The sequence below is a fragment of the Paenibacillus sp. JNUCC 34 genome (assembly GCF_058269055.1).
Genome location: NZ_CM177770.1, coordinates 3,793,320 through 3,806,531, shown reverse-complemented (window position 1 = coordinate 3,806,531; position 13,212 = coordinate 3,793,320). Strand labels below are relative to the sequence as shown.

General features: G+C 45.7%; 15 protein-coding genes. 14 read left to right on the top strand and 1 reads right to left on the bottom strand.

Annotated elements, in window-relative coordinates:
• The first annotated feature begins 167 nt into the window (after window positions 1-167).
• The 13 genes from ribD to AC2TF5_RS17780 all read left to right on the top strand — a co-directional run bounded on the left by ribD (window position 168) and on the right by AC2TF5_RS17780 (window position 11,845).
• Window positions 168-1,280 carry a bifunctional diaminohydroxyphosphoribosylaminopyrimidine deaminase/5-amino-6-(5-phosphoribosylamino)uracil reductase RibD gene (ribD, locus tag AC2TF5_RS17840; RefSeq protein ID WP_491302930.1) on the top strand — a complete coding sequence of 371 codons (1,113 nt, stop codon included), beginning with the start codon at window positions 168-170 and terminating at the stop codon, window positions 1,278-1,280.
• Window positions 1,281-1,322: 42 nt separating this feature from the next.
• The gene (gene ribE, locus AC2TF5_RS17835) at window positions 1,323-1,988 is read left to right on the top strand and encodes a riboflavin synthase (protein WP_491298491.1); all 666 of its coding nucleotides are present in this window, start codon (window positions 1,323-1,325) and stop codon (window positions 1,986-1,988) included.
• Window positions 1,989-2,031: 43 nt separating this feature from the next.
• A complete protein-coding gene (locus AC2TF5_RS17830; RefSeq protein WP_491298489.1) occupies window positions 2,032-3,273 on the top strand; it encodes a bifunctional 3,4-dihydroxy-2-butanone-4-phosphate synthase/GTP cyclohydrolase II in 1,242 nt (413 codons plus the stop codon).
• Between the two features lie 45 nt (window positions 3,274-3,318).
• Window positions 3,319-3,786 (top strand): 6,7-dimethyl-8-ribityllumazine synthase, encoded by a 468-nt coding sequence (ribH, locus tag AC2TF5_RS17825; RefSeq protein WP_491298488.1) that lies wholly within the window; start codon window positions 3,319-3,321, stop codon window positions 3,784-3,786.
• Between the two features lie 65 nt (window positions 3,787-3,851).
• Entirely contained in the window at window positions 3,852-4,646 is a 795-nt protein-coding gene (locus tag AC2TF5_RS17820) for a segregation and condensation protein A (protein ID WP_241933180.1), read from the top strand.
• Entirely contained in the window at window positions 4,615-5,217 is a 603-nt protein-coding gene (gene scpB / locus AC2TF5_RS17815) for an SMC-Scp complex subunit ScpB (RefSeq protein WP_491302929.1), read from the top strand. The genes AC2TF5_RS17820 and scpB overlap by 32 nt, the downstream gene beginning before the upstream one ends.
• Before the next feature lie 224 nt (window positions 5,218-5,441).
• Window positions 5,442-6,131, top strand: a complete 690-nt coding sequence (locus AC2TF5_RS17810; protein ID WP_491298487.1) for a DUF2953 domain-containing protein — start codon at window positions 5,442-5,444, stop codon at window positions 6,129-6,131.
• A gap of 283 nt (window positions 6,132-6,414) precedes the next feature.
• The gene (locus AC2TF5_RS17805; RefSeq protein WP_491298486.1) at window positions 6,415-6,957 is read left to right on the top strand and encodes an RNA polymerase sigma factor; all 543 of its coding nucleotides are present in this window, start codon (window positions 6,415-6,417) and stop codon (window positions 6,955-6,957) included.
• Window positions 6,930-8,606 (top strand): hypothetical protein, encoded by a 1,677-nt coding sequence (locus AC2TF5_RS17800; RefSeq protein WP_491298484.1) that lies wholly within the window; start codon window positions 6,930-6,932, stop codon window positions 8,604-8,606. Before AC2TF5_RS17805 ends, AC2TF5_RS17800 begins: the two co-directional genes overlap by 28 nt.
• Before the next feature lie 192 nt (window positions 8,607-8,798).
• A complete protein-coding gene (gene ytfJ, locus AC2TF5_RS17795; RefSeq protein ID WP_241933183.1) occupies window positions 8,799-9,248 on the top strand; it encodes a GerW family sporulation protein in 450 nt (149 codons plus the stop codon).
• A 163-nt stretch (window positions 9,249-9,411) separates the two neighbouring features.
• Window positions 9,412-10,608: a D-alanyl-D-alanine carboxypeptidase family protein gene (locus AC2TF5_RS17790; RefSeq protein WP_491298482.1), complete on the top strand. Its 1,197-nt coding sequence runs from the start codon at window positions 9,412-9,414 to the stop codon at window positions 10,606-10,608.
• A gap of 58 nt (window positions 10,609-10,666) precedes the next feature.
• Window positions 10,667-11,305, top strand: coding sequence for a nucleoside recognition domain-containing protein (locus AC2TF5_RS17785; RefSeq protein WP_241933185.1), 639 nt, complete (start codon window positions 10,667-10,669; stop codon window positions 11,303-11,305).
• Window positions 11,306-11,311: 6 nt separating this feature from the next.
• On the top strand, window positions 11,312-11,845 hold the full coding sequence (locus AC2TF5_RS17780) for a spore maturation protein (protein ID WP_491298481.1): 534 nt from the start codon (window positions 11,312-11,314) through the stop codon (window positions 11,843-11,845).
• A 98-nt stretch (window positions 11,846-11,943) separates the two neighbouring features.
• Here the strand turns inward: AC2TF5_RS17780 and AC2TF5_RS17775 are convergent, their stop codons facing one another.
• Entirely contained in the window at window positions 11,944-12,309 is a 366-nt protein-coding gene (locus AC2TF5_RS17775; protein WP_491298480.1) for a hypothetical protein, read from the bottom strand.
• A gap of 92 nt (window positions 12,310-12,401) precedes the next feature.
• Here AC2TF5_RS17775 and AC2TF5_RS17770 point away from each other — a divergent pair, with 92 nt between their 5' ends.
• The gene (locus AC2TF5_RS17770; protein ID WP_491298479.1) at window positions 12,402-13,157 is read left to right on the top strand and encodes a pseudouridine synthase; all 756 of its coding nucleotides are present in this window, start codon (window positions 12,402-12,404) and stop codon (window positions 13,155-13,157) included.
• Window positions 13,158-13,212: the final 55 nt, after the last annotated feature.

Here is a 13,212-nt window from a genome sequence, read left to right as displayed (position 1 = left end):
CTATACATTTATTCTCCCAATTAAATCAAAGCCCTGTTTGGATTATATGATCCGGACAGGGCTTTTTTGTGCAAAACGGACAACATTCCGGGTAGGAATGTTGAACCCGGTTCGACCTAGTTGCTTGCCAGTCGAAACTTCGTTGTGAGGGGAGGCGAATATTGTTGATGGATATGATGAATGATGAATTTTATATGTCACTAGCACTGGAAATGGCAGAGCGGGCTCAAGGACAGACGGGTATCAATCCGGTAGTTGGGTGTGTCATTGTGAAAGATGGCAGGCTTATCGGGATGGGTACGCATCTGGAAAGAGGTGCTCCTCATGCCGAAGTGCATGCACTCCAAATGGCGGGAGCCAAAGCTTCTGGCAGTACGGTTTATGTAACACTGGAGCCATGCAGTCATTTCGGTAAGACGCCTCCGTGCAGTGAAAGGTTGATCGCGGAAGGTGTCAAGCGGGTCGTTATTGCGAGTAAAGATCCCAACCCTCTCGTTGCAGGCAAGGGAATTGAAATCCTGCAAGGTGCTGGAATCCAGGTAGATACAGGGATTCTGAGCGAGCGTTCTCGCAAGCTGAACGCGCCATTTATGAAGTTTATAACGACAGGTAGGCCCTATGTCACGCTGAAAACGGCAAGCACATTGGATGGCAAAATCGCTTCCAAAACCGGTGATAGCAAATGGATATCCAATGAAGGAGCCAGAGATAGGGTTCACACCCTCCGGCATCGGCATCAAGCAATTATGGTCGGTGTATCTACCGTCATAGCAGATGATCCGGAACTTACGACCCGCTTGCCGGTTGAAGGGCTGAATCCAATACGAATTGTGGTGGATTCCAAGCTGAAAATCCCGCTCAAAAGCAAAATGCTTCATGACGGGGCAGCTCCAACACTAATTTTAACAACGGGGCAGGGCGATCCGAAGAAACGGGAGGCACTCCAAGAAATAGGAGTCGAAGTGATTTCCTGCGGCGAAGGTCCCCGGGTAGACTTAAAGCTTGCAATGGACCTATTAGGTCAGAAGCAGATCGGCTCTATCCTGCTGGAGGGAGGCGGCACTCTGAACGGATCCATGCTTGAAGAAAGGCTTGTGGATAAGGTGGTCCTTTTTATGGCTCCAAAGATTGTCGGCGGCTTGGGTGCCCCATCAAGCTTCAACTTTAGCGGAGTGGAGCAGATGAGTGATGCCATCACGTTGAACGATGTGGAATTCGAACAACTGGGTGATAATATGTGCATCAGTGGGATACCGGTTTGGTCCGAATCCGTAAATTGAGCTAATACAAAAAACGGATACAATCCAGAAAGGAGGAAACCTATGTTCACAGGACTGGTGGAAGAGATCGGTGAAATGCGCCAGATCGGTCGCAAAGGCGAAGCCATGGTGCTTAGCATATCGGCTGTGCGAATAATGGATGATTTGAAGCTTGGCGACAGTGTCGCGGTCAACGGGGTATGCCTAACTGCAACTTCGATCGGGAAGAGCATGTTCACGGTGGACGTTATGCCGGAAACATACCGTAGCACCAATCTCAAGGAGCTTCAAGGAGGAAGCAAGGTAAATCTGGAGCGGGCAATGGCTGCTGGAGCCAGATTCGGAGGCCATATCGTCCAGGGTCATGTTGACGGCACTGGGATGATCCGGAGCGTTCATTCCGATCAAAATGCGGTTGTCTATGAGATTGCTCCTTCGAATTTGGATCTGTTTAAGTACATCTTACCTAAAGGCTCGGTTACTCTGGACGGAATCAGCCTGACGGTCGTTAAAGTTAATGATTCTTCCTTCACCGTTTCGATTATTCCTCATACGCTTGCCGAAACTGTGTTGGCATACAAAAAAGCTGGCGATACGGTGAATATAGAAAACGACATCTTAGGCAAATATGTTGACCATCTGCTTCATTACGGCTCTCAAGGGGCTGCAAGCAAAACATCAAAGAACGGAATCAGTCATGATTACCTGTCAGAGCATGGTTTTGCCTAGTTAAGCCTTACTACATCTCCATGAAAATGAAGGAGGAACAGCAATGGATGACCGATTTGAATTTAGTAGGATAGAAGAAGCGATATACGATTTAATGAGAGGAAAAGTCGTTATTGTTGTTGATGACGAGGACCGGGAGAATGAAGGGGATTTTATCGCACTTGCAGATAAAGCAACACCGGAAGTGATCAATTTTATGATCACGGAAGGCCGGGGGTTAGTATGTCTGCCCATCACTCAAGCAAGGGCTCAGGAACTGGATCTGAAACCGATGGTATCTCAAAATACCGATTATCACGGAACGGCGTTTACCGTGTCCATTGACCATAAAGATACGACCACAGGCATTTCTGCCTTTGAGCGTTCATTAACTGTTCGTGGCATTATGGACCCTAACGCGGTGCCGTCCGATTTTCGAAGACCAGGTCATATGTTCCCTCTCGTTGCAAAAGATGGCGGTGTTCTGCGCCGTGCAGGTCATACGGAAGCTGCGGTTGACCTGGCCCGCTTATGCGGCTCTTATCCAGCGGGTGTTATCTGCGAGATTATTAAGGAAGACGGTACCATGGCCCGTCTGCCGGATCTCGCCCAGATCGCACAGAAGAATGATCTGAAGCTGATCAGCATTAAAGATCTGATTCACTATCGCAATGAAAAGGATAAGCTTGTTAATCGAGAGGTTTCCGTGAGAATGCCAACCGATTTCGGAGAATTTCAGGCTATCGCCTACACGAATGAGGTTGACAGCAAAGAGCATATGGCACTTGTAAAAGGCGATATCAACGGTGATAAACCAGTTCTCGTGCGCGTACACTCCGAATGTTTAACCGGAGACGTATTTCATTCCCACCGTTGTGATTGCGGTCCACAATTTGAGGCGGCTTTACGGCAGATTGATGAAGCGGGTGAAGGCGTTTTGCTGTACATGCGGCAGGAAGGTCGGGGAATCGGACTTATTAACAAGCTGAAGGCGTATAAGCTCCAGGAAGAGGGGCTGGATACGGTGGATGCCAATCTGAAACTGGGCTTTCCAGCGGATCTGCGCGATTACGGAATCGGAGCGCAAATTCTGAAGGATCTCGGTATTCGCCAAATCCGGCTACTGACGAATAATCCACGGAAGATTAAAGGGCTTGAGGGCTACGGACTTGAAGTTGTGGAGCGTGTTCCCATCCAAATGCCAGAGAATAAGGATAATACCGGTTATTTGCACACTAAGCAGGCCAAGCTGGGCCACATGCTGAAGTTTGATGATATTGAACAGAACGAACAAAGCAGCAAGTAACGAACTATTAAACCAATAAACCAATCCGAAAGGTTGATGACAAGTATGGCACATTATTTTGAGGGCAATCTCGTATCCGAAGGGTTAAAGTATGGCGTTGTTGTAGGACGATTCAATGAATTTATTACCAGTAAACTGCTGGGAGGAGCGTTGGACGCGTTGAAACGCCACGGTGTTCAGGAAAATGAGGTGGATGTAGCGTGGGTTCCCGGCGCATTTGAAATCCCTCTGATTGCTCAGAAAATGGCGGAAAGCGGTAAATACGACGCGGTCATTACGCTTGGCACAGTGATCCGTGGATCGACTACACATTATGATTATGTGTGTAATGAGGTTGCGAAAGGTGTATCTGCCATCAATCTCAAGACGGGCGTGCCAACTATTTTCGGCGTAGTAACAACGGAGAATATTGAACAGGCGATTGAGCGCGCAGGAACCAAGGCCGGCAACAAGGGTTGGGATTCTGCAATGGCAGCAATTGAGATGGCAAACTTGACGAAACAGTTAAAATAGTGCTTATTTAATGTAGTGCCCTTTTTTCGGGCACTGCATTTTATTTTTTGGCGGGAGGATTCACCGTGACCGTAGTATTGTACAAGCTGGAGACGTTTGAAGGACCGCTGGATCTGTTGCTTCATCTCATAGATAAAGCGGAAATTGACATCCAGGATATTCCCGTCAGTGAGATTACCGAACAGTATATGGCTTATCTACAGAGTATGCAGGAGTTGGAGCTTGAGATTACCAGTGAGTTTTTGGTGATGGCTGCCACACTGCTTTCAATTAAGAGTAAACTTTTGCTTCCAAAACCTCCGGTTATTGAAATGGACGAGTTTGATTTTTTTGAAGAAGACGATGTGGATCCAAGAGCGGAGCTTATACAGAGACTGATCGAATACCGGAAATATAAAGGAATCGCACAGCATCTTCATGAACGTGAATGGGAGCGGAGCCTGATCTATTCTAAAGAACCGGAAGATCTATCCCCTTTCATGCCTGTAATTGAGGAGAATCCTGTACAGGGATTACATACCTCGGATCTCATTGCCGCCTTTCAGAAGGCGCTCAGCAAAGCGGTCAAGCGTACGTCGTATGCCCGTATTCAAAGGGATGAAATATCGGTTAAAGATCGGATAAGACAGGTGGTACAGACTCTGGAAAGTGTTGGCCCGGGAGGTAGAGTGCTGTTCTCCAGGCTGCTGCACGAAGAGATGGTAAGGCATGAGATTGTCGTTACTTTTTTGGCGATTCTGGAATTAATGAAAATGAAACAAATATGGTGCTTTCAAGAGAAGTTGTTTGATGACATCGTAATGGAGTGGAGAGGGGAAGTAAGGTTTGATGGATTTTCCGAAGCTGAAATCGATTATTGAGGGACTGCTGTTTTTATCCGGCGAGGAGGGATTGTCGGTTAAACAAATGGCAGAAATTACAGAGCAACCGACTGACATGATCACCGATGCGCTGAACGAGATGAAGATAAGCTGTGAAGAGGAGCATAGAGGTATTCAAATCGTCCAAATAGCGGGAAGTTATAAGCTGGCTACACTGGCGGATCATGCCCCTTATTTCGAAAGGCTCGCTTATTCTCCTTCACGCTCTTCCCTATCACAGGCAGCGCTTGAGACATTGTCCATCGTCGCTTATAGGCAGCCGATCACCCGAGTCGAGATCGAGGAAATACGTGGTGTGAAAGCCGAACGGGCGATTCATACGCTGACCAACAAGGGATTGATCGAGGAAGTAGGCCGGGCGGAAGCGATCGGAAGACCGATTCTCTACGGAACGACGAAGTCGTTTTTGGACTATTTTGGACTGGCTAATATCAAGGATTTGCCGGAGCCTTCGCAATTCGAAGCTGATGTGGACAGTCTGGAGGAAGAGACGCAGATGCTGTTTGATAAACTGGACGGCAAGCAGCTTACCATTGATGATGTAAATTGAAATTTTAAAACGATGGGCCTGGGGCTTTCCCCAGGTTTTTTTGCAAATATAAGCCAAGTATAAAATTCAATTTTATACTTGGCTTATATTTCTCGCAGAAACGCCGTCGCCCTTTGAAAAGGACAACGAAGTCGTTTCTACTTGTTTCTGTCCATTTCGAATCATTTTACGGATATTTTGCCATACTAAGCCAAGAGTGTTTAACAATGTTTGGGGGTTACAGTGTGAGGATATGGCTTATTCTACTAATACTGGTGCTGCTTATATTGGTTGCTCTGCTTATCCTCGTTATGGCGTCCACCGTTACGATTCGAGTGCACCTTATACTTCGAAGTAAAGAATACAGGACGATTGTCAGAATTCGGATGCTGTACGGATTGGTGAATGCGCGGATTGAAGTGCCTTTTATGCTAAATGATAATGGCATTGAGTACACAGTCAAATATTTCTCTAATCAATATGAAGGGACCAGCCAAGATTTTATTGAAAACTCAGATTTCCAGAAGCTTCGATTCAATGACTACCGGCATTTGTTTCAGGCGACTGACGGTTTTAAAGCCTGGTTTCTAAACACGATGTCCAATGTGAGGTTATCGGAGATCCACTGGTCTACCTCTCTTGCCCTGGATAATGCTGCCGAAACTGCAGTAGCTGCGGGTACTGTATGGGGAGTGAAACATACGATCTTGGGCTGGTTATCTTTTCATCTTAGGATGAAAAGTACACCTGAGCTGCACGTATTACCTGAGTTTAACGGACCGCCACAATTGTCGACCGATTTCAGCTGTGTAGCCCGTATTTCCTGTGGTAGAGCCATCAGTGCCGGACTGAAACTTGTCATTCGAGTATTGAAAGTCAAAGGCGGAATGAAGATTTGGCAGAACACCTTATTTAAGGCTGACCGGACAACGTGATATGTAAGACGAACATATGATTTTAAGAAGGAGATGTCTCAAAAGTAGATTTTTGAATTAAGGGAAATAGGGATAGCTTTCAGAAAACCAAGCAGGTCGCCGGAGGATTTATCCTTGGGTGGCCTATTTGGTTTTGCTGTCTTTTTCCATACCTGTTTTTTATTGTCGTTTCATCAATAGTTTGTTATCGTATATTGATTTGAAAATTTCACTAGAAAAAAATGAACCTTTTCACATAGGTGTTGGTCATAGAGTCGAGAAAACAGACAGGAGGTGAATGCAAGTGAATGACCGTGAATTATTCGAAGCTTATGGGCAGCAGGTCTACAGGTTATGCAGATATATGTTGAAGAACCCATCTGAAGCAGAGGATGTGTGTCAGGAGGTGTTTGTTAAGGCACTGTTGGCTGACAGAACCAAGGTAGAAGCTTTGAAGCCATGGCTTATGCGGATTGCCACAAATGAATGTAATACCATTTTGAAGCGTAGAAAAACCGGACGCAGTAAAGAACTTCTGTACTATTTCTTGTCTCGTCCCTATCCCTCTAATCTAGTGGAGGATACTTATGAAGGGATGGAAACTTCCGAGATGTTTGCAGCATGGCTGTCGAGGCTTCCCGTTAAAATCCGAATTGTACTCATACTGAGATTTACAGCGGACTTAACATTACAGGAAATCTCCAGAACCTTAAATATACCTAACGGGACAGTCAAATCAAGGCTCAATCGTGGTCTGACATTACTGCGCGCTATGGCCGAAAAAGAACAACCGTTTCTAATGAAAGGAGAGGATCCAACTTGGAACGATTACATCAAAGCGAATTGAATTCCGCGCTAAAAAAAGGGTTTAAAGACGAGCCCTCATCGGAGACAATGTGGAAACTGATTGACGATGAGGTTTCAAGGAGAAAAGCGGTATCAAATATTGAGGCAGGGCGAGAAAAGACGACTTTTAAAAGACGAAAATGGGTGCCTACTTTCATCGTAAGCTGCTGTTTGCTTGTCGTAACGGTTCCCGTCTTCGCTTCCGTAAATTTGAATTGGGACAATTTATTTGGGGCGTACAGTGTGAATAAAGCGCTGGATAGCGGATTTGGACAGCGTTATGATCTGAAAGATACGAGCGGCGGCACCTCCATGTCACTGCATGGTGTTGTTACCGCCGGAACAGAGATGAAAATACTCGTTTCCATGGACGTGCCGCAGAAACCCGATTACGATACTGTAGAGTTGAATACTGCCATTTTGAAAGACAAGGGAAGTTCACAGGAGATAAAAGGTTATTTCACAGAAGATGAAGAGAGTGGACAATTACTGGGGATATTCGGACTTGAAAATAATCTGAAGGAAAGCCAAAAGACGTATACGTTGGAAGCCAGTGATCTTACGTTTTATAAGACCAAGCAGATCCTAGTGAATTGGGACGGTCACTCCGTAGATCAATTAATCAAGATTGATTCTGCCAAGTATCCTTCTATCAAAATAAAATCGGTGATCCGTAATAAAGAAATGGTTGCAATCCGATATACCGTGTCGTCAACGCTGAAAGAGGATGCTTTCTACTGGGATCCCCGGATGGAAATGTCGCAGAACGGCGAAGTTATAAGAACGGAAAGCAGATCGGGGCTCCCACCCGAAGGTGACGAATTAGTGTACGAAAATATTTATAAGCTGACGGATGAACAGCTGCGTAATGCTGATTTTAGTTTTAAATACCTGGAAGAAACGAAACAGATTAATGAGACATGGAGTTTTCAGTTTGAAGTGGACGGGAAAAAGGCCGGAGAAGTATTGTATAGTAAAGCTCTGCGGTCCGATAAGAGGTTGCTGGAGCAGACCGGCATGACACTCAGCGAAATCAATATTACACCTTTGGGTATCGAGATTCCGTTTACGAGAGAAGAGAAAGGTTCAAACCCGTTTGGGCGGGTATATTTTAATAACGTTGAATTGAGGGCAGGAGAGCAATTACTTAAAGGCGGCAGCTCTTTTAATAAAGTAAATGGAGAGTACAGCACAACGGATAAGCTATTTACATTTGAATCACCAGAATGGTACAAAGACTGGTCAAGTGTTCCAATGACGCTTATCCTTTCTGGTGCAGATGTGACAAATCGTGATACCTCGAAAAACTGGATACAACTCCTAAATCCAGGTCTCGAGAAACAAAAGGCGATCGTTCAAATGAAAGAAGGCTTCGACATTGTGTACACTTATTACCGGCAAGGAGAAGATTTGGTTGTAGAATCGGAATCTTCATCACCTGTTTTTAAGGGAATAAGTCAATCCACACTAAAAGTATCCGGCTCAGATTCTCTTGTGTATCCGGAAAGTAATCCGTCTGGACCGAATTCGATTAGCAAAAAAGTAGAGGTTTACAAGAATATCCCTAAAAACAGTGATATCCAGATCAATCCGGGCTTCTATACGTACACAGATAAAGTAAGGGATGTTGAAGTGGAGATAAATAAGTAAAATAATGTGTAGTTAGAAAGCAAAAAACCATCTTAAATTGAGGCGCCCCTTTTCGTAAGGGGCGTCTTTGTATTATTACATTTTTTGTTGCGGTCAGCTTTTAAACGAATACATATTACTTCGATCATACGTGCAAACTGATAAAAGTGCAGGGAAGCCCTTATTTTTTACACCAGCAGAGGAGGAGTCATCATGTCAAATCACCCGATTCAAGGGTTAATGCAAACAGCAATGGAAAACATTAAAGCCATGGTTGATGTTAACACCATCGTTGGCGATCCTGTTAATACACCAGATGGAACTGTAATCCTTCCGATTAGTAAAGTGGCATTCGGTTTTGCAGCAGGCGGTAGTGACTACAATACGCAAAATGGCAGCAGCGGCCATACGGGTGGAGACAAGCAGCAACAGAGCTCACTCCCTTTCGGCGGTGGTAGCGGTGGCGGTGTTTCCATTCGACCTATCGCATTTCTCGTTGTTGGCAAGGAAGGCGTTCATATCGTTCCATTGGATAACCAGACGCATCTGTTCGAACGTATGATTGATGCGACCCCTTATCTTCTCGAGCAAATTCAATCGATGTTTCAGAGTGGATCCAATAGTTCTAGTTCTTCCCAAAACGCAGCGCAGACTTCGAACTAATCTGTTCGCCAGATCCCTTCCGATCAGACCGGAAGGGATCTTTGTTGTTCTTTCACGACCGAACTTATGGGTAGAAAGGGGATCGGATTCGGCAGATGGACATACCCCCGACCATTTCTGCATATACTTGTACAAGATTTCTGATCACCGGAGGATAAAATTTATGAATCGACATAACCTTTTTTCAGTCAGGTCAATGTTCTTATGGGTAACATCTTTGGTTCTTCTATTCACTACGGCGACAGCCGTGTATGCGGCACCTCAAAGTGAGAAGCTCGTTCCGCCATCAAACTATGCACAGGCCGCCACATTGATCGACGTTACGTCAGGGAGGATACTGTACAGCAAGAAAGGTGACGAACGTCTCAGAATTGCCAGTTTGACCAAAATCATGACGGCGATTGTAGCTATTGAGCGGGGAAATTTAAAAGATCCGGTCAAGGTAACCAAGAATTCGTTTGCCAAGGAAGGCTCATCTTTGTTTTTGAAACTTGGAGAGGAAATGTCACTGGAAAATCTACTCTACGGTTTGATGCTACGCTCAGGAAATGATGCGGCTTCGGCTATCGCAGAGCATGTGGGAGGGTCCGAAGAAGGCTTTGTGCTTATGATGAATGAGAAAGCAACTGCGCTTGGACTCAGCAACTCTCATTTTATGAATCCTCATGGGCTGGATCATGACGAGCACTATTCATCTGCCAATGATTTAGCCAAGTTAACCGCTTATGCGCTGAAAAATCCGACATTCCGTGAAATTGTAAAAACACCCGTAAAGCGCGCACCAAATCCGAATGAGAAATGGGATTACAAGTGGGATAACAAAAATAAAATGCTCCGTTTTTACGAAGGAGCGGATGGCGTAAAGACGGGATACACGAAAAAGGCTTTTCGCTGCCTGGTCAGCTCGGCCACTCGTAACGGCCAGCAGATTGCGGCAGTGACACTGAATGACGGTAACGATTGGAATGATCATTCCAAAATGCTGGATTACGGTTTTGCCCACTATCCTATAACGCAGTTAACTGTAAAAGGGCAGAAGCTTCAGGGATATTCCCTTGTAACCGGGACTGGATTTTCATACGCTCTTGCGAAGGGCGAAGAGGAACGAATAATCAAAAAGCTTGTGCTGGATAAACGAAGCGATCCTGATTTAAGCTTTGGGCTTCGGGGATTCGTAGAGTTTACATTGGATGGGAAGATGATTGGTCAGGTACCTGTTTTTGTGGAAGGAAGCAGACTGCCTGAGGAGTATATTACCAATCAGAGGGAAACGACGACTCTGGCAGGTAACAATAGTAAAGATTCACTGTGGCAGGCTGCAGGTCAAATTCTGAGATTGATGTTTAGAGGAGCTAACTAGCAGTTTCGAGCTTCAGGGAGAGGAGCTTGGGAGCAGGAAAGAAATGGGGGAGAGAGAAATGATCAATGTGATATGGATGGGGATGATCCTCATCGGATTTATTTTCGCCGCGGTTAACGGAAATATCGATAGTGTCACAAAAGCCGCTTTTGATGGAGCTCAGACGGGTGTGACGGTCTCGTTTGGATTGATCAGTGTTCTTGTCTTCTGGCTCGGGATGATGCGGCTGGCTGAAGACTCTGGTATGCTGGCCAAGGTGGCTAAGCTCATGGGCCCACTCGTTCGCTTTTTATTTCCCGACGTGCCTAAGAATCACCCCGCTATGGGGTACATATTGTCTAATATGAGCGCCAATCTGTTCGGGCTTGGCAATGCAGCAACACCTATGGGAATCAAGGCTATGCAGGAACTTCAAAAGCTGAACCCGGATAAAGATACGGCGACTCCAGCGATGTGCACCTTGCTGGCGCTAAACACAGCAAGCATTACAATTATTCCGACAACATTGATCGCCATAAGGATGAACTATCAATCTGCCAATCCTGCGGAGATTGTTGGCACCACACTGCTTGCTACGGCGGTCGCAACTTTGGCGGCCATTGCTGCCGACCGCTGGTTTAGAGCACTCACGATCCGGCGCACAAAGCCGCCCGGTGCCGGTAATGGTCTTAGTGCAAATGTTAGCGGGAAAGGGTGAGGATAGGTGCTGGCGTGGATCAATTCAATATCCGCATGGGCAATCCCGGTCATTATCGCGTTTATCCCGTTATACGCCTATACGAAAAAGGTACCCGTATACGAATCATTCGTTGAAGGAGCAAAGGACGGTTTCTCAACCGCAATATCGATCATTCCGCATCTGGTTGGCATGATGGTGGCCATTAGCGTTTTCCGCTCATCCGGAGCTTTGGAATTTATGGTTGGATGGACAGCCCCCTTTTTACAATGGCTCGGTGTTCCCAGTGAAATACTACCTTTAGGTATTTTGCGTCCGCTTACAGGTACAGGATCCTTGGCCTATACAACAGAACTGATTCGGGCATATGGCCCGGACTCCATGGTTGGCCGGATTGCTTCCACAATCCAGGGGAGTACAGATACAACCCTGTATGTGTTGACCGTGTATTTTGGAGCGGTAGGTATCCGTAACGGGCGTTATGCTTTAAAGGTTGGATTATTTTCAGATGTGGTCGGATTTATTGCTGCTATCGCTGTATGCCTGTTTGTCTTCGGATAAACGGGCTTTTTAAATTTTAGAAAGTATAAATTTCATATTGCATACTTGGCTTAAATTTCTTTTGCTAAACGTAATGCCGTTAAAAATGGAGAAGCCGTTTACGCTTGTGTTGTTATAGGGATGAATGTCCATACCCTCAGCTCGAATGCCATCATATACTGATACATCCAGAAAGGCAATGAGGTGATGATATGGAATTTGAAGGTTTTGTCATACACCACTCTGCATGTGAACAGGATCATAATAAAGAGAGATGGGATTTTACTGTTCAAAGAGATGGGTCTGTCTCCGTTTCGCCTGTGCTTAAACATTCTGAGCAGATACACATTTGCCTGGAAGGTGATTTCAACCGGGATTATGATGCCATGAATATCGAGCAAAAGGTACAGCTTTTTACTGCCTGCAAGATCATTTCCGATTTGTCCAGACTCTATTCGATTTCCCCGCTGTACTTGTTTCCACATTCTGAAACTTGCCCTGGAGCATATTTTCCTTGGAACGCGCTTGTGATTTATCCTGTCGATGGGTATCATTAGGATGAGGTGACCTAACGAACATGGAGAGATTACAAAAAATTATGGCACAAGCAGGGATAGCATCCCGTCGCAAGTGCGAAGAATTGATTTTGCAAGGAAAGGTGCAGGTAAACGGGGAGACCGTAACCGCGCTCGGCACGAAAGCGGATCCCGATCAAGATATGATCACGGTAGCAGGCAAACCGATCAAGAATGAGAAAAAGGTTTATATCATGCTGAACAAACCAAAAGGTGTCATCACAAGCGCTTCCGATCCGGAAGGCCGCAAAATCGTGTCGGATTATCTTAAGGGCGTGAAAGAACGCGTGTATCCGATCGGGCGGCTAGACTATGATACGGAAGGCCTTTTGCTGCTTACGAACGATGGAGAATTTGCGAATTTGCTCAGCCATCCGAAATATCACGTGCCTAAAACCTATTTGGCGACGGTCAAAGGGGTGCCGCACGGTACCGAACTGGACAAGCTGCGTCAGGGCGTGATGCTGGAAGACGGCATGACATCGCCCGCTGAGGTTGAGTATAAGGATGTTGATCCGGATAATAAACAGTCCGTCATTTCCATTACGATACATGAAGGGCGCAACCGTCAGGTACGCCGTATGTTCGAAGCGATATCACATCCGGTTATTCGTCTAAAACGGATTTCGTATGGTGACTTACTGCTGCAAAACCTGAAGCGTGGCCTATACCGTCATTTGACAGCGGACGAAATCAACACGCTGCGGCAGATGGCAAAGTCGGCCAAACCGGAAGGAAGCAAGCGAAGAAAAAGTTAAAACCTGACACATAATATTCAAATTGGAATGCGGCATTTATGACAAATTTCGTTAT

Excerpts from the sequence above, each read along its gene's own strand:
- scpB (WP_491302929.1), top strand. The coding sequence starts at position 4,615 with ATGGATTTTCCGAAGCTGAAATCGATTATTGAGGGACTGCTGTTTTTA.
- ribE (WP_491298491.1), top strand. The coding sequence starts at position 1,323 with ATGTTCACAGGACTGGTGGAAGAGATCGGTGAAATGCGCCAGATCGGT.
- AC2TF5_RS17775 (WP_491298480.1), bottom strand. The coding sequence starts at position 12,309 with ATGTGGAAACAAGTACAGCGGGGAAATCGAATAGAGTCTGGACAAATC.
- ribD (WP_491302930.1), top strand. The coding sequence starts at position 168 with ATGGATATGATGAATGATGAATTTTATATGTCACTAGCACTGGAAATG.
- ribH (WP_491298488.1), top strand. The coding sequence starts at position 3,319 with ATGGCACATTATTTTGAGGGCAATCTCGTATCCGAAGGGTTAAAGTAT.
- AC2TF5_RS17790 (WP_491298482.1), top strand. The coding sequence starts at position 9,412 with ATGAATCGACATAACCTTTTTTCAGTCAGGTCAATGTTCTTATGGGTA.
- ytfJ (WP_241933183.1), top strand. The coding sequence starts at position 8,799 with ATGTCAAATCACCCGATTCAAGGGTTAATGCAAACAGCAATGGAAAAC.
- AC2TF5_RS17785 (WP_241933185.1), top strand. The coding sequence starts at position 10,667 with ATGATCAATGTGATATGGATGGGGATGATCCTCATCGGATTTATTTTC.
- AC2TF5_RS17830 (WP_491298489.1), top strand. The coding sequence starts at position 2,032 with ATGGATGACCGATTTGAATTTAGTAGGATAGAAGAAGCGATATACGAT.
- AC2TF5_RS17770 (WP_491298479.1), top strand. The coding sequence starts at position 12,402 with ATGGAGAGATTACAAAAAATTATGGCACAAGCAGGGATAGCATCCCGT.